We start from the raw sequence: 16,394 nt of genomic DNA on the forward strand, positions 1-16,394 counted from the left end.
CTGAATCCTCATTCATTTGATTCGATATTGAAAAAGTGCCGGATGGTCTTTTTAGCGGCGCTAGCATTCGCCTGCGGTGGAAAAGAGGAACCGGTTGATTATGATTTTGAGCTGCATACTGCCGAGCGCACGGGGATCGATTTTTCCAACACCCTCAAACCGACGAAGGATTTCAATATCTTCTATTATATGTACTTCTATAATGGAGGGGGTGTCGGTGCCGGTGACCTGAACAACGACGGCTTGATAGACCTGTGCTTTACCGGCAATCAAGAGCCTAACCGCATTTACCTGAACCGCTCGGGCTTGAAATTCGAGGATGTAACGGCAAAAGCCCATTTTTCGGCGGATAAGGGATGGTCCAACGGGGTTTCCGTGGTGGACATTAACCAGGACGGTTTGCTGGACATTTACATTAGTCAGGTTGGCGATTTTGAGAATATGAAAGGCCATAACCTGCTATTTGAATGCCAGAGAATCACGCCGGAAGGCATTCCTGTTTACGAGGAAAGATCCAAGGAATACGGCCTCGATCTGGTTGTTTTCGGCACACAGGCATTGTTTTTCGACTATGATCTGGACGGCGACCTGGATATGTTCCAACTCAACCATTCGGTCCATCAGAACGGCACGTTCGGGCGGCGCGATCTATTCAAAGACACTGTACATCCGCTCGCGGGCGATAAATTGTTCCGCAACGAGAACGGCAAGTTCGTAGAAATCACGAAGGAGGCGGGCATTCACAGCTCAGCTTTGGGCTATGGGTTGGGTCTCGGGGTAGGCGACATCAATTTTGATGGCTATCCGGATATGTACATTGGCAACGATTTCCACGAGAATGACTATTTGTATATCAATCAGAAAAATGGTCGTTTCAGCGATCAAACGGATTCAGCTTTGATGCACACGAGTCAGTTTTCGATGGGCGTCGATATTGGCGATCTGAATAATGATGCGTTGCCGGAAATCGTGTCGTTGGATATGCTCCCTTCAGACTACGAAATCCTGAAAAAATCAGAAGGAGAGGATAGTTACAGCATTTTCAAATATAAGATCCGGCAGGGTTATAATTACCAGTTTGCGCGGAATAATCTGCAATTCAATAACGGAAACGGCACTTTCAGTGAAATTGGTGCCTTCGCAGGCATGCATGCGACGGACTGGTCATGGGCGGCGCTGTTCGCGGATTTTGACAATGATGGCTTGAAGGATCTATTCATTTCGAATGGCATTCCGAAGCGGATGAACGACACAGACTACATCAAGTTCGTATCCGACGACGTGGTACAGGAAAAGATCCGCAACAAAAATTTCGATGAAAACGACCCCAGCCTGGTCGACAAGTTGCCGGAAATCAAGCTGCCCAATAAGTTCTTTCGTAACAAAGGAGCGCTTTCGTTTGACGATTTGGCCCCAAATATCAAAAATGATAAAATATCGTATTCCAACGGAGCTGTTTATGCAGACCTGGACAACGATGGCGATCTGGATATTGTGACGAACAATATCAATGAGAAGGCTTTTGTTTACGAAAATCTGAACAGCAAGAAGTTGAAGCACGACTTTCTGCGCCTGTATCTTAAAGGCAAAGAAGGAAATCTGAATGCGATCGGGGCGAAATGTCTTGTGTTTAAAAAGGATAATGTGCTGAGCTACGAGAAATTTCCGGTGCGCGGGTTTCAGTCGAGCATGGAAGTGCCCTTGAACATAGGGCTCGGTGAGAAGGCGGAGATTGATTCCATGGTAGTGATCTGGCCGGATAATCGTTATCAGGTTCTTAAGACAGAGGATTTGACCGATTCGTTATCCATTACTTATAGACAAGGATTGCCTGTTTTTGACTACACCGCATTCAGGCAGAGCAAGGAAAGCAAGGCTTTTGCATTTGAAGACATTTCAGGTAAGCTAGGACTGGATTTCCGGCACGAAGAGAATAATTTCATTGAGTTTGACCGGAATTCACTGATCCCGTTCGAAGTAACGGCCGAAGGCCCGGCGATAGCAATTGCAGATATTAATCACGACGGCCTCGAAGATATTTATGTCGGCTCGTCGAAAATGCTGCGGAGCCATTTGTTTGTCCAGAATGTTGCCGGGAGGTTCACGGAATTGCAGCAGCCTGCATTCATCAGCGATAGCACTTATGAGGAGGTGGATGCAGAGTGGGCCGATGTGAATAAAGACGGGCACCCCGACCTTGTGGTGGCAACAGGGGGGAACGAGTTCAGCAACAACTCACCCTACCAGAGGCCGCGCATTTACCTGAACGATGGTAAAGGGAACCTCACGCCGAAAGAGGATGCGTTTACCAACATTTTCGTGACCGCCTCTTGCATTGTCCCCTTTGATTTTACGGGCGACGGTCGCGTCGATCTTTTCATCGGTGGGAGGGCTGTCCCGCTTAATTACGGAGAAAAACCACGTTCCTACCTGCTTCAAAACGATGGTACCGGTAAGTTTTCTGACGTCACTGCCCGGTATGCACCCGAATTGGCGACAATCGGCTATGTACGCAGCGCGCGACTCGCGGATATGAATAAAGATGGTAAGCAGGACATTGTGTTAGCACTGGAATGGGACTGCATTTGTGTTTTTGAAAGAAGCGGTAATGCATTTGAGAAGAAAGTGCTCACCGACCGTAAAGGCTGGTGGAATTTCGCGATGCCTTATGACTTTGACGGCGATGGCGACCTGGATATTCTGGCGGGTAACCTGGGCCTTAACAGTCGTTTGAAAGCCTCGGCACAGGAACCAGTGAAAATGTACATCAATGATTTTGATGGCAACGGTCGTAAGGAACCTTTATTGACCACGTTTCTGAATGGTAAGGAGGCGCTTTTTCCCACGAAAATGGAAATGGAGAAGCAAATGCCTGTAATCCGGAAAAAGTACATTTATGCTACCGAGTTTGCAAAAGCCAGTCTCGCTGATATTGTCGGAGCTGATAAACTTGAGAAATCCCAAATTCTCGCGGCCGATTATTTTCATAATGCGATTCTCGTAAACGACGGTAAAGGAAATTTCACGATGAGCGCATTGCCCGGGCGTGCGCAATGGGGGCCATTCTACGATGCACAGATCATCGACGCCAACGGCGACAAACTGCCGGACGTACTGCTGATGGGTAATTTTTACGACTGCAATATTCAAATGGGCCGTTACGATGCAGACTACGGCACGGTGCTTATCAACAAAGGGAACTGCAACTTTGCCCCCGAGCCGCTTAATGGCCTGCAAGTTCGTGGGCAAGTGAAGCGGTCAAAGCGCATTCAACTGAAAACTGGTACGGCGGTTGTAGCCGCGCGTAACGATGACAGGTTGATGGTGATTAAGGAGAAAAAATAATATCTATAACCGGAAATAAGCGCCTCCGTTGACGCTGAGGTTTCGGGTGTATTGATCATATACATTCGAGAAAACGTTACCCCCGAAGTTCCAGGTGTTGTCGGGTTTGGTAGTCTCATTTTTGACTTTTGGAGACATTCTGGTATGAGAAATCTTCGTGTAAATACCGCCGACGAATTTGACCGCCAATCGGAATGTCCATCGTTTGCCCGTATGGTATTGTGCACCCAGGCCGGCGTTGAATCCAATCATATGAACAGGCCGGTCGAGTAAAACATAACCTGTTATCCTGTTATACGGCGCATCTTCTGTCTCGCGGTAACGTGTGGAAAGCCCCATTTCCGCACTTTTCAGCCTGACAATGCTTGGGCCTGCGAACAAGTATGGTGTTAATTTGCTTCTGTCGGGGCGGATAATTGTATAGCTTCCGGCAATATCAATCTGCCAGGTTTTGTAAGATAACTCAGTCAGTTGCAGGCTGGGGTCGTAGAGTTCGGGGTGCAGCAGATAATTTGGAAAAGCGATTCGAGCATCTCCAAAGTCGTTGATATTCAGATTTTGGATCGAAAGATTGTTCCGATACCCGTCGAACCGAATGCTCATCCTTTTGGCCAGCGCAATATCCAGGCTCAGCCCGAGAGGCATTGAAGTTCCAGACATATAGGGAGACTTTTTGTAAACTACTCTGCCGCCGATGTCGCCTGCCCTCACATCAAATGCCGTCCTGTTGTAGCCAAATCCGGCAAGGAGCCCTAAGCTCACCCGTACCTTAAATTGATTGATGGTTTGTTCATGGATGACTTCCGATGAATGGCTTAGCATGTTCGCGTAGGAAGTCAACTTTTTAAGATATTTAGCGGTGTAGTTGGGCGCAGTGTTGGATTTGATGTAATATCCGTCGGTTAGCTCCTTCCCAAAAATTAGCGGTAATGCCCGCTTGAAATGTGCCTGTGAAATGACAAGCAGCGAATCATTTGTGCGCACATAGTACAACCGCTCCTTCTCGTTAAAAAGCAGGCTGAACTTTCCTTCAACAAGCAATAGCAGCAGCTGCACCTGGGATTTCAGGTTCTCACTTATATAGGTTCCGCCATTGCCCAGCCCGATTCTGCGGATCTCATTGAAAAGAAATGTAGCAGTCGTGTGACCGGCACCTTTTACACTTGCTTTCCCGCTTTTATGGTTAATTAAGACTTTGCCTAAAACAGGTTCAGGATTTTCATGCAGAAATACGGAATCTGTCTGGCATAAAGCATTGATTGACAGCAATACAGTTAAGATTAAGAGAAGAGGTCGAGTCATAAGGGGAGATTTAGCATTCAAATATATTAAAGTATACTTAAATACTAAATCATCTTGGATAGTTACAAACTTTCCGTCCTTCCCCCATCCACCGCCAGACTCACCCCGCTAATGCTCGCCGCTGCCGGACTGGCCAGAAACGCCACAGCCGCGGCAACTTCTTTAGCCTCACTAAACCGCCGGATCGGAATGCCGGCTTTCAGTTCTTCGGCGACTTGCTCTCTGGTTTTGCCTTGATTTTTGCTTCGCATTTCCAGCACCGAGTCGAGCCGTGCTGTTTCAGTGTAGCCGGGTAATACATTGTTGACGGTAATGCCATATTGCCCGAGTTCGAGCGATAACGTTTTGGCCCAGCTCGCGACGGCACCTCGGATGGTGTTGGAGACCCCGAGACCGATGATTGGCTGCTTTACCGAGGTGCTGATGATGTTGACTATGCGGCCAAAACCTTCCTTTTTCATCGACGGCACCACCGATTGTGCCAGAAACTGGTTGTTGATCACGTGCATTTGAAAAGTTTTCAGGAATTGGTCGGCTTCCGCTTCAATGATTGGACCGCCTGAGGGGCCACCGGTGTTGTTCACGAGAATATGGACATCCGGGCAGAGGCGGAGGTAGTTTTCGATGGCGGATTTCACGGCCTCATGGTCAGCGAAATCGGCTACCACATACCGGTGGAGCTGGCCGAGCGAGGTGTCCAGGTCTTCGACGGCTTCGCGCAGTTTTTCTTCGTTCCGGGCCACGAGGGTCACATTTGCGCCCAGTAATGCAATTTCAACGGCGGCTGCGAGCCCGATGCCCTGTGTGCTCCCGCATACCAGTGCTGTTTTTCCGGTCAGGTCGAGGTTCATAGTGTTGGCTTTTTAAACTTGGTTTCAGAATGATAACGTTTTGATTTTCGTCTGTTCCGCTGCCGGTTTCGATGATTTTTCGGCTATCTTTGCGGTTTATTTTTCAACATGGGACGAGCCGAAATGCCGAATGTAAGCAAAATCCCGAATTTGTAATCTTAGAGCAAACGTTGCACAATGTCTAAAAAAATCCAATCCGCGCTTATTTCTGTTTATTACAAAGACGGACTTGAGCCTTTGGTCCGCCTCCTGCATAATAACGGCGTAAAGCTGTACTCCACCGGGGGAACTCAGACTTTCATTGAAAATCTCAACATTCCCGTGACGGCTGCCGAAGAGCTGACCGGTTATCCCTCGATTTTCGGCGGGCGTGTTAAAACGCTTCACCCTGCTATTATGGGTGGTATTTTATACCGCCGCGACGACGCAGGCGATGTAGCACAGGCAGCGCAATACAACATCCCTGCCATCGACATGGTGGTGGTGGACCTCTATCCTTTCGAGGAAACGGTGGCATCCGGCGCGAGCGAGGAGGACATTATCGAGAAGATTGACATAGGCGGTATCTCCCTGATCCGCGCAACGGCGAAAAATTTTAAAGATACACTCATCGTATCATCCCGCAGTCAGTACGCGGAGGTAGTGGAGCTTTTGAATGCAAAAGCAGGCGCTACCGATATCGAAGACCGGCGTTACTATGCAGGTCTGGCATTTGGAGTTTCGTCGCATTACGATGGCGCGATCAACAGCTTCTTCACATCCGGAAAAGAAACAATGGATAAGGAACTCTTCGATTTCACTAAACTTACTTCGCAAACACTCCGTTACGGCGAAAACCCGCACCAGAGCGCTAAGTACTATGGCGACCTGGAAGGCATTTTCGACAAACTGCACGGAAAAGAACTTTCATACAACAACCTCGTGGACGTGGATGCGTGCGTAAGCCTGATCGACGAGTTCGCTGACGCTCAGCCGACATTCGCGATCATTAAGCATACCAATGCCTGTGGTATCGCCACCGCGCCAACTGCGAAAGAAGCTTATGACAACGCGCTGGCCTGCGATCCGGTTTCTGCATTTGGTGGTGTGGTTATTACCAATACAAAAGTTGATCTGGCGACTGCTGAGGAGCTGAACAAGCTGTTTATGGAAATCCTGATCGCCCCGGCTTACGATGAAGAGGCATTAACGCTTTTGAAATCGAAAAAGAACCGCATTTTGTTGAAGCGTAATAATGTGGTATTGCCACAAATTATGTTCAAAACTATTTTGAATGGGGTGTTGGTACAAGATAAAGACCTTGCAACCGAAGTTGCGGCGCAGTTTACGACGGTTACCGAGAAGGCGCCTACTGCCAGCGAGGTTACTGCCCTTGAATTTGCATTGAAAGTTTGCAAGCACACCAAGTCGAATACCATCGTTCTGGCAAAAGAAAACCAATTGCTCGCTAGCGGTACCGGCCAAACTTCACGTGTGGACGCATTGCGCCAGGCGATCGAGAAGGCCAAGGCATTTGGCTTTGATCTGAACGGGGCGGTGATGGCTTCGGACGCATTCTTCCCATTTGCAGACTGCGTGGAGATCGCGCATCATGCAGGTATTACTGCGGTGGTTCAGCCGGGCGGTTCTATTCGTGACAAGGATTCGGTGGATTATTGCAATGCGAATGGGCTTGCGATGGTAACTACCGGGGTTCGTCACTTTAAGCATTAAGAATTAAATTGCCACGAAGGCACGAAAAAGGCACGAATTGTCCTTCGTGTAGGTTCGTGTTCTTCGTGGCAAAAAAACATACCCCTTGAACCCACTCCGGAAACTCATCAGATTCCTTCTGACCGGATTCATCATCCTGTTGGGTAGCCTCTTTTTCCTCTATCCGCAAATCTTCCACTGCGAGCTCATCGCATTTTCCAACTTCAAGTCAACAGATAAAAAGGTTTATTTCAGCCCGGATATCAATCCGAAAAAACACAAAACTCTCAAAAGCACTATCGCGCTCGCCGAAGCTCGCATTGATTCCTTTTATCAAGGCAGAAAGTCCAGTCCGAAAATCATCATTTGCCAAACCCCGCAGCAATACCAGAAATATTGCAGCAGCACCGAAGGCGCCGGGTGCAGCATCGGCACACCGTGGGGCAGTTCCTATGTGATCCTGAGTGCTCAGGGCATGAATACCGACGTGATTGCCCACGAAATGAGCCATATCGAATTGCTGAAACGCATCGGCTGGTGGCGTACGACGAACGACATTCCCCAATGGTTCAACGAAGGCCTGGCATTGATGCTCGACCGACGCTTTGTGAGCGAAACTGAGCCGCGTGATCGTTACCGCGCGTATAGGTACGAGTGGCGTTACTATACGCGCAATGGTCGCGACCTGCTTTTACTTAAAGACATTTCCACCATGCGGGAGTTTTTTGGAGGAGGACAAAAGCACGTCATGAGTGCCTACATGACCGCCGGAATGGAAGTTTCCTACTGGCTGTTGCTGCGCAGAGAAGCTGGTTTGCAGTGTTTTATCACAAAAATGCAAAACGGAGCCCCTTTTGAAGAAGCATACGGGCTGATGAGTCCACACCATTTTAAAGATTCAAAGAAAATATCAGAGTAAAGCATTACGAATAGGTGCTTACAGGCTATATTTATGCGCTCCTTTTTAAAACGGGATGGAATATTGGCACGCCCGTTCGGATTTTGCACTTTTTTTTGAAAATAATGTACGTTTCAATCTAAACTGATCAATCTCATTCATTCATCTATTTTATTATTTGAAATGCAACAATTACAAACACTGGATTATGTCGTTTTCTTCTTTTACTTCATTGTAGTCTCCGGTTACGGTTATTGGATTTATCAGCGGAAAAAATCAAAGGTTGAATCAACAAAGGACTTCTTTCTGGCAGAAGGCTCCCTCACCTGGTGGGCGATCGGCGCGTCGTTGATCGCTTCGAATATTTCGGCTGAGCAGTTTATCGGGATGTCAGGAAACGGCTTTTCGATGGGTCTTGGAATTTCGACTTATGAATGGATGGCGGCGGCAACACTGATTATAGTGGCCGTCTTTTTTATGCCTATCTATCTCAAAAACAAGATTTACACCATGCCCCAGTTCCTTAGCCAGCGATATAACCAATCGGTGAGCTTGATTATGGCGGTGTTTTGGCTGGCATTATACATCCTTGTGAATCTCACGTCGATCCTGTATTTGGGAGCGTTGGCCGTTTCAGGGATTTCGGGGCTTGATTTCCAGTTTTGTATGATCGCCCTCGCGGTTTTCGCCATTATAATTACAATCGGCGGGATGAAGGTGATCGGTTTTACAGACGTAATTCAGGTTTTCTTCCTTGTGATCGGTGGTCTGGCTACGACCTATCTCGCGATTAACCTGGTGTCTGACAATGCAGGTGTGGAAGGTATCGCGCAGGGTTTCAAAGTAATGCGTGAAAATCACGACGATCACTTTCACATGATTTTTCCTAAATCCAGCCCATTCTATATGCAGCTGCCTGGCCTGGCAGTATTGCTCGGTGGGATGTGGATCGTGAACCTGAACTACTGGGGTTGTAACCAATACATTACCCAGCGCGCCCTGGGAGCAGATTTGAAAACAGCCCGTAACGGTATCCTTTTCGCTGCTTTCCTGAAATTGTTGATGCCGGTGATCGTGGTATTGCCCGGTATTGCAGCTTATGCATTGTACAGCAAGGGCATGTTCCAGGCGGAAATGCTCGGTGAAGATGGCGTGATTAATGCAGACAAGGCTTATCCGGTGCTCTTGAACTTGCTTCCAACCGGTTTGAAAGGTCTGTCGTTCGCCGCATTGACAGCTGCCGTAGTGGCGTCCCTGGCCGGTAAAGCGAATAGCATTTCGACGATTTTTACCCTGGATATTTTCAAAAACTACATTGGTAAAAACGCCGACGAGAAGACCCTCGTACGCATTGGTCGTGCGGTGGTAGTGATCTCGATGATCCTCGCGATCGTCGTGTCGCCATATATGGGCATCGATAAAAAAGGTGGTTTCCAATTTATCCAGGAGATGACAGGTCTGCTGTCGCCGGGGATTTTCGCATCGTTCATTATGGGCTTCTTCTGGAAACGTACCAATTCCGCGGGCGCATTGTTCGCGATCGTGGGCGGGTTCCTGATCGCACTCGCGATGCACAACAACTATTTCCCGTTTGCCGACTGGACGCAAGTTCCGTTCCTCGACCGGATGGGTCTTGTATTCCTGATATGTGTAGTGGTAATGGTTATTCTCGGTCTGCTACTGCCTGACGAGAAAAAAGGGCTCGCTATCGATGCATCGATGTTTATGCCGCATCGCGGCTTCGTTACCGGTGCTATCGTGGTCATTGCGATTATTTCTTACCTGTACGGCCATTTTTGGTGAGATAGCCGTCATGTAGCATAAAAAGGGGCCGGAAGTCAATTCCGCCCCCTTTTTGTTAGTAATCATCGAGTGCTTACGCCTCTTCGATGATCGTGATTTTCTGGATCTTGTCACCCTGACGGATCAGGTCAACCGTTTCAATGCCTTCTACCACGCGACCGAAGCAGGTGTGGTTCCTGTCGAGGTGCGCAGTGTTATTGCGACTGTGGCAGATGAAGAATTGTGAACCGCCGGTGTTGCGGCCAGCGTGTGCCATGGAAAGCACGCCACGGTCGTGGTACTGGTTGCCGCCGGTGAGTTCGCAATCGATTTTGTAGCCAGGACCTCCACGGCCGGTACCGGTAGGGTCGCCGCCCTGGATCACGAAGTCAGGAATTACACGGTGAAAAATAACACCGTCATAAAAGCCTTTTTTAGAGAGATCAACAAAGTTTTTCACCGTGTTAGGAGCATCTTCATCGTAGAATTCGATGAGCATTGTGCCCTTGTCAGTGATCATTTCCGCTTTTGTCATGTCAAAAGTGAGTATTAAAGAGGTATGAAAAATAAGCAGGGCAGCTTTGTGCCCTTGCTATACTAACACAAAGAAAAGGATAATGTATCCTTTTCTTCTTATGAACTTTCAAATAAAATAACGGAGGTTATGACCCTGCCTTGGGCTCAGTTTCGGCCTTTGCCAATGCTGCCGCTTTTTTCTGCTCGATCTTGAAGGCAGAAAGTCGGTCGACCACATCACCGCTGCCCCATTCGCGGCTTCTTTCGGGGTTGGAGAACCATTCTTTTACAGCGAGGATTTTATAGAGGTACCGCGCAGTCTCCGAATTGAGGCGGAGTTTGAAATAATCATCTTTATTCTGCGAATCCATCCGGTTTTGGATGTGCGTCGGGCCTGCGTTGTAAGCAGCAGCTACCAATGTCCAGGAACCCAGTTGTTTGTACAGGTCGCGGAGGTATTTGCCTGCCGCGTGGGTCGATTTGACCAAATGTTTGCGGTCGTCCCTGGTTTCGTTTACAACCAGCCCGAGAGACTTTGCCGTAGAAGGCATCAGTTGCCAGTATCCGGCTGCGCCGCGATGAGAAGTGACCTCATCTTTCATAGCGCTCTCTATCAAAGGAATATACTTAAAATCGGCTGGTACTCCGTACTTCTTGAGAATGGGTTCGATGATCCGCATCCTCTTTTTCGTTGTGGTCATCAGCTTACGAAAAGTGGGATTGTCGTAATTTCTGATCATGTTTTGATATCGCTCGGCGATTCGAAGCTCTGATAAAGGAACGGCTTCGCCACAGAAGTCAATAGCAAGAAGATCTGAATCAATAATGTTCGTTTCTTTCAGCTCCTTCTTTTCCACCTCCACCTCGCTCACCGGACCCTTGCCGAATATCGCGATTGAGAAGGCCATAAAGATAAGTCTAATCATGCATTTTGTATTTCGTGAAACATCATTTTAGGCACTGGGCCGAAGTGCAAAGATAACGGTATTGAATAAATAAAATTTTAATCTGGGGTAAAAAACTGATTTATAAGGGTTTGATAAAATTAATTCTAGGACAAAAATAAGAACGTCGCGTTTTGTCTCCGGCAAGTGATCCTGAATAAAAACTGCGCCAGGCGGACAGAACGTAAAATTTTAATTGGTAAAAGGCGCTTAGCACAAAACGCAAACTTCTGCGTTGAATGTAATTATAGCAAGAGAGCGGCTTTTTAGTATAAGTTTTAACTATTGATGATCAGCTGGTTACAAGGCTGCATTCTGTGGGGATAATGGTATTATTGTAGAAAATGTCGCCAATTGTTAGGCAAAGTCGCGTTTCGGACGACAATTTCAAACTGTTCCATTTGCACTCGCTAATGTGTTAACTTGCATTTTCTGTATGGTATTTTTTGAAATATGGTCACAGTCAACGAGGCAAAAGAGAGAATTATTGCAAATACCGTAACGCTGCCAGCGGTGCAAATACCATTGGAACAGGCCATAGGCAGTTATCTGGCGGCTGATGTGGTTTCGCCCATAGCGCTTCCGCCGTTCAGGCAGTCGTCGATGGACGGATACGCAATTGTGCATTCCGATGTAACCGAAGCCGGGACATCGCTGCGTCTCGTGGGGGAATCGAAGGCTGGTCAGGCCGATTTGCCGGCGGTGAACGCAGGTACTGCCGTGCGCATATTCACAGGGGCGCCCGTACCCGATGGTGCAACCGCGGTGGTGATGCAGGAAAATACGTCGGTGACAGATGGCTCCGTACAAATTCATGAATTTCCGGTTTTGGAGGGCAAAAATGTCCGCCGGGCGGGACAGCAGATCGCTCAGGGAGCGGTTGCATTGCGCGTCGGCACGCTCATTTCACCAGGTGCCGTCGGCTTTTTGAGGGGTATGAATGTGAATGAAGTAATGGTTCATTCCAAACCGCGGGTGGGATTGCTGGTCACAGGCGATGAGCTACTGAGGGCAGGCGAAGCGTTGGAGCCCGGCAAGATATATGAATCCAATTCGGCAATGCTACAAGCAGCACTGATCCAGGCCGGCATCACGGAGATTTCGGTCAGCTACGCTTCGGATGACCTGGATGCAACTATTGATGCATTGAGTGCATTGTTGCAACAATACGACGTCGTTTTAGCCTCAGGAGGAATTTCGGTTGGCGATTACGATTTTGTAGGTAAAGCATTGGAAGTACTGGGAGCGGAAACGATCTTTTACAAAGTGCGACAAAAGCCCGGTAAGCCGCTTCTTTTTGGCAGAAAAGGTGAAAAACTGATTTTTGCATTGCCCGGTAACCCTGCGTCGTCGCTGGTTTGTTATTATGAGTATGTATTACCTGCATTGAAGAAAATAATGGGCAGTAAAGAGCCGTTCCTAAGGTCGGTAAGACTGCCTTTACGGCACGCTTACCGTTTCGACGGCGAGCGTGATGAGTTTTTGAAAGCGCGGGTGGAAGGTGGCGAAGTGGTATCGCTCGATGGGCAGGAATCATTCGTAATAGGCTCGTTTGCGGTTGCGAATGCAATTATTTACCTACCTGTGTCACAAAATAGGGTCGAAGCGGACGAGCTGGTGGAGGTACATTTACTTCCGCTCTGAACCCTGCGAACCGGATACGGGTTATTGAATCGAATGGATATAAGGTACCAATGAGTTTTCAAGTCAAATATTTCGGAATGCTGGCGGAGATTGCCGGGCTTTCGGACGAAGTCTGGAATACGGCTGGCGGTTTGACGGTAGGACAATTCCGTGCGCAAGTGCTGGACAAGTACCCCGCTATGCGCGATAAAAAATTCAAGATCGCGGTCAACCAGAAAATTTCGGGGGATTTTGTTTTAATAGAAACCCCGGCGGAGATCGCATTGCTCCCACCGTTTGCGGGAGGATAACAGCAGGACATGGAAAAAGCACATAAAACCAAAAAGGTCTTTGTTCAGGGGCCGATCAGCCCCGATTTTGTCGCGAAGTCGATAGCGAGCCACCAGTCCAAAACGGGTATTGGTGCGCACGCGATCTTTCTCGGGCAAATTCGCGCAGACCAGAAGGAAGGCGGTGCCGTAACGGGCATCGACTACACGGCCTACGAAGAAATGGCAGAGCAGGCATTCCACGACATCCGTGAGGCAGCATTTGCCAGATTTGAGCTCACGTGTATGCACATATACCACAGCCTGGGCCTTGTGCCCACGGGCGAGATCAGCCTTTTTGTGTTCGTATCATCCCCGCACCGCAAGGCGGCATTCGAGGCTTCGGAATATATTGTGGAAGAAATTAAAGCCAATGTGCCCATTTTTGGGAAGGAGCTGGTGGGCGAGGGGCAGCATGTCTGGAAGGAGAATACTAATTAATGATTGGATGACTGAATGATTGAATGACCGAATAAAAGGAATTTAATCATTCAATCATTCGATCATTCAATCATTCAAAATCATAAATGGTCGACATTACCCATAAAACCAACACACTCCGCATTGCTACAGCGCAAGCTATTGTGCAGGTGAGTAAGCCGGAGACTGTGGAGGCGATTCAAAACCGCACTGTTCCGAAAGGCGATGTTTTTGAAATGGCCAAGGCGGCGGGCTTTTTGGCCGTCAAGAAGACGCCCGATTTGCTGCCTGACTGTCATCCGATTCCCGTGGAATATGCCGGAGTTCAATATCGGATTGAAGATTTGACAATCGTTATTGAATTGACAGTTAAAACAATATACAAAACGGGCGTTGAGGTGGAAGCCATGCACGGGGCGTCGGTAGTGGCACTCACGATGTACGATATGCTCAAACCGATTGACAAAGGTGTGGAAATACGGAATATCCGGTTATTGGAAAAAAAAGGAGGGAAAAGCGACCGCAAACCCGCACCGGAAGGCTTGAAAACCGCGGTGGTAGTTTGCTCCGACAGTATTTCAAATGGCATCGGCGAAGACAGATCCGGCAAGAGGATTATCGAAAAACTAAAAGCCTTCAAACTGGAAGTTAGCGATTACAGCATCATCGCCGACGACAAAGCGGGCATTCAGAATAAATTACATGCATTGCAAGGCGCAGGATATGATATGGTACTCATTACCGGTGGTACCGGTTTGTCGCCCCGCGATGTAACGCCGGAGGCAGTTTCGGAGCTGCTTGACCGGGAAATCCCGGGTATTGCCGAAACCGCACGCCAGTATGGGCAGGAGCGCGTCCCGACTTCGATGCTGTCGCGGTCAGCGGCTGGTTTTATTGGTGAAATGCTCGTCATTACCATGCCTGGCAGCACAGGCGGCGTAACAGAATACATTGATGCGCTCTTTCCGCATGTTTTGCACGTTTTTAATGTTTTAGAAGGTAAAAAACACGATTAGCAACAACCGATGGCATTGCCTATTGTAGATACATTTGGTCGCAAGCATACTTATCTGCGCATTTCACTGACGGATAAGTGCAATCTTCGTTGTACCTATTGTATGCCACAGGAGGATATGCAATTCATGCCTTCCAAATGGCTCATGCAGGCTGATGAAATCGCTTATCTGGCAGGCCTGTTTGTGGAAATGGGCGTAGAGAAAATCCGGCTTACCGGGGGGGAGCCGCTGGTCCGCAAGGATGCCGGTGAAATCATTTCTGATCTCGGCAAGCTTCCTGCTTCACTCACGCTGACTACCAACGCCGTTTATATAGATCAGTACATACCGGAATTGAAAGCAGCCGGGGCTACTTCGTTGAACGTGAGCCTGGATACGCTGCAAGAAGAGCGATTTCGGTCCATTACCAAGCGTGATCATTTTGGCAAAACATTGGACCACATCCGCTTGCTCCTCGATGAAGGCTTTGTGGTGAAATTGAATATGGTGGTTATGCGGGGAACGAATGATGATGAGGTCAATGATTTTGTGCGGATGACACTCACGGAACCTAACCTGCACGTCCGTTTTATCGAATTCATGCCTTTCAAGGGTAATCAATGGGATTTGTCCAAAATCGTTTCTTATGCGGATCTGCTCGCCAGTATTGGTCAGGAGTTTGAATTCCAGCCAGTCGCTGGTGAGTTGCACGATACTGCCCGTCGATTTCAGGCAAATGGCGGCGCCGGTACTTTCGGCATTATTGGCACCGTAACCCACCCATTCTGCGAAGGTTGCAACCGCATCCGTCTCACCGCCGACGGAAAACTCAAAAATTGCCTTTTTGATACCTCTGAGGTTGACCTTCTCACCCCACTGCGCAAAGGCGACGACGTGCGTCCGCTCATTTACGCGCATTTCCACAAAAAACACTTCGCCCACGGCGGCCACGCCAGCTTCTCCGAACAGCAAGCCAAGACGGAATATGAGCAGAATAGGGAGATGATTGCGATTGGGGGCTAATCCCCAAATCCTTTCCAAAATTTCATAGGATCGCGATACTGGCACAATACCGCGTGAACTTGGACAATATTATTTCGCTGATTAACGCTAAAATGAATGCTGTAAGGGAAGAAGTCAACCAAGGCAAATCTCACGTCTGCATATCTCAATGCATAAATTAATGGCGACTCTCTAATCATCATCAATTTGTCTTTTAAGAGCATGCGGAACCGTTTTCCAAGGCCTGTCTTTTGTTTCTCGTAATATTCCGAGGCGTTGGTAATGTCTTGCAATGCTTCCGGGGTAAATTTCAGTCTGTAAAAAGCCATTTAGTCGGCGTCCAACATTTTAAAGACTTCTTGTTCATCAATCAGAAGTTCGGGATTGTTGCGATACTTTTCAATGCGTTGCTCTACTTCGGTCTTTTGCCAATCCTGGACAATTTCTTTGTCGGTCTCTTTTATAATCTCAACCGCGTCCATCTTCTGCAAGTCCTCGATGACCGAAGCAGCATATTCCTTTTTGATCCTGATATGATAGGTTATCGACATGGTCTGGAATGTTTGGCTTTTCCAAATATACTAAAAACCAATACCCATAGGAACGGATATTTTCACAAAGAACTCCTCAATGATTCTCCGGGACGCTGCAATTGGAGGATAGTACCGCTTAACCTCCTATTTTACCGTCTAAAC

15 protein-coding genes are annotated in these 16,394 nt (G+C 48.1%); 9 read left to right on the forward strand and 6 right to left on the reverse strand.

Translation table 11 applies throughout. From position 1 onward, the window contains the following. Positions 1-42: 42 nt before the first annotated feature. A complete protein-coding gene (locus ACQ4MZ_RS01030; RefSeq protein ID WP_430842074.1) occupies positions 43-3,345 on the forward strand; it encodes a VCBS repeat-containing protein in 3,303 nt (1,100 codons plus the stop codon). A 3-nt stretch (positions 3,346-3,348) separates the two neighbouring features. Here ACQ4MZ_RS01030 and ACQ4MZ_RS01035 read toward each other — a convergent pair whose 3' ends face one another. Both ACQ4MZ_RS01035 and ACQ4MZ_RS01040 read right to left on the reverse strand, forming a co-directional pair. Beyond that, positions 3,349-4,614 (reverse strand): hypothetical protein, encoded by a 1,266-nt coding sequence (locus ACQ4MZ_RS01035; protein ID WP_430842076.1) that lies wholly within the window; start codon positions 4,612-4,614, stop codon positions 3,349-3,351. Positions 4,615-4,709: 95 nt separating this feature from the next. After that, positions 4,710-5,498 (reverse strand): SDR family oxidoreductase, encoded by a 789-nt coding sequence (locus ACQ4MZ_RS01040; protein ID WP_430842078.1) that lies wholly within the window; start codon positions 5,496-5,498, stop codon positions 4,710-4,712. 177 nt (positions 5,499-5,675) lie between these two features. Between ACQ4MZ_RS01040 and purH the strand changes: the two genes are divergently transcribed. From purH to ACQ4MZ_RS01055, 3 genes are all read left to right on the forward strand, one after another. Next, on the forward strand, positions 5,676-7,211 hold the full coding sequence (gene purH / locus ACQ4MZ_RS01045) for a bifunctional phosphoribosylaminoimidazolecarboxamide formyltransferase/IMP cyclohydrolase (protein ID WP_430842080.1): 1,536 nt from the start codon (positions 5,676-5,678) through the stop codon (positions 7,209-7,211). An 85-nt stretch (positions 7,212-7,296) separates the two neighbouring features. Further along, positions 7,297-8,109 carry a hypothetical protein gene (locus ACQ4MZ_RS01050; protein ID WP_430842082.1) on the forward strand — a complete coding sequence of 271 codons (813 nt, stop codon included), beginning with the start codon at positions 7,297-7,299 and terminating at the stop codon, positions 8,107-8,109. Positions 8,110-8,271: 162 nt separating this feature from the next. Continuing rightward, entirely contained in the window at positions 8,272-9,891 is a 1,620-nt protein-coding gene (locus ACQ4MZ_RS01055; protein ID WP_430842085.1) for a sodium:solute symporter family transporter, read from the forward strand. Between the two features lie 73 nt (positions 9,892-9,964). Here ACQ4MZ_RS01055 and ACQ4MZ_RS01060 read toward each other — a convergent pair whose 3' ends face one another. Together ACQ4MZ_RS01060 and ACQ4MZ_RS01065 are read right to left on the reverse strand one after the other, a co-directional pair. Then, positions 9,965-10,405, reverse strand: a complete 441-nt coding sequence (locus tag ACQ4MZ_RS01060) for a peptidylprolyl isomerase (RefSeq protein ID WP_430842088.1) — start codon at positions 10,403-10,405, stop codon at positions 9,965-9,967. Between the two features lie 127 nt (positions 10,406-10,532). Then, positions 10,533-11,312: a lytic transglycosylase domain-containing protein gene (locus ACQ4MZ_RS01065; protein ID WP_430842090.1), complete on the reverse strand. Its 780-nt coding sequence runs from the start codon at positions 11,310-11,312 to the stop codon at positions 10,533-10,535. 471 nt (positions 11,313-11,783) lie between these two features. Between ACQ4MZ_RS01065 and ACQ4MZ_RS01070 the strand changes: the two genes are divergently transcribed. The 5 genes from ACQ4MZ_RS01070 (at position 11,784) to moaA (ending at position 15,720) form a co-directional block, all read left to right on the forward strand. Beyond that, positions 11,784-12,974 carry a molybdopterin molybdotransferase MoeA gene (locus tag ACQ4MZ_RS01070; protein ID WP_430842092.1) on the forward strand — a complete coding sequence of 397 codons (1,191 nt, stop codon included), beginning with the start codon at positions 11,784-11,786 and terminating at the stop codon, positions 12,972-12,974. A 50-nt stretch (positions 12,975-13,024) separates the two neighbouring features. Next, positions 13,025-13,264 (forward strand): MoaD/ThiS family protein, encoded by a 240-nt coding sequence (locus tag ACQ4MZ_RS01075; protein WP_430842094.1) that lies wholly within the window; start codon positions 13,025-13,027, stop codon positions 13,262-13,264. A 9-nt stretch (positions 13,265-13,273) separates the two neighbouring features. After that, the gene (locus tag ACQ4MZ_RS01080; RefSeq protein WP_430842096.1) at positions 13,274-13,723 is read left to right on the forward strand and encodes a molybdenum cofactor biosynthesis protein MoaE; all 450 of its coding nucleotides are present in this window, start codon (positions 13,274-13,276) and stop codon (positions 13,721-13,723) included. 86 nt (positions 13,724-13,809) lie between these two features. Continuing rightward, positions 13,810-14,718 carry a bifunctional molybdenum cofactor biosynthesis protein MoaC/MoaB gene (gene moaCB / locus ACQ4MZ_RS01085; protein WP_430842098.1) on the forward strand — a complete coding sequence of 303 codons (909 nt, stop codon included), beginning with the start codon at positions 13,810-13,812 and terminating at the stop codon, positions 14,716-14,718. A gap of 9 nt (positions 14,719-14,727) precedes the next feature. After that, positions 14,728-15,720 carry a GTP 3',8-cyclase MoaA gene (gene moaA, locus ACQ4MZ_RS01090; protein WP_430842100.1) on the forward strand — a complete coding sequence of 331 codons (993 nt, stop codon included), beginning with the start codon at positions 14,728-14,730 and terminating at the stop codon, positions 15,718-15,720. Here moaA and ACQ4MZ_RS01095 read toward each other — a convergent pair. Together ACQ4MZ_RS01095 and ACQ4MZ_RS01100 are read right to left on the reverse strand one after the other, a co-directional pair. Next, on the reverse strand, positions 15,717-16,028 hold the full coding sequence (locus ACQ4MZ_RS01095; protein ID WP_430842102.1) for a type II toxin-antitoxin system RelE/ParE family toxin: 312 nt from the start codon (positions 16,026-16,028) through the stop codon (positions 15,717-15,719). The genes moaA and ACQ4MZ_RS01095 overlap by 4 nt on opposite strands. Continuing rightward, on the reverse strand, positions 16,029-16,250 hold the full coding sequence (locus ACQ4MZ_RS01100) for an addiction module protein (protein WP_430842104.1): 222 nt from the start codon (positions 16,248-16,250) through the stop codon (positions 16,029-16,031). Positions 16,251-16,394 lie beyond the last annotated feature (144 nt).

It is taken from the genome of Dyadobacter sp. BHUBP1, assembly GCF_050587785.1.
In the GTDB taxonomy this organism is placed as follows: Bacteria; Bacteroidota; Bacteroidia; order Cytophagales; family Spirosomataceae; genus Dyadobacter.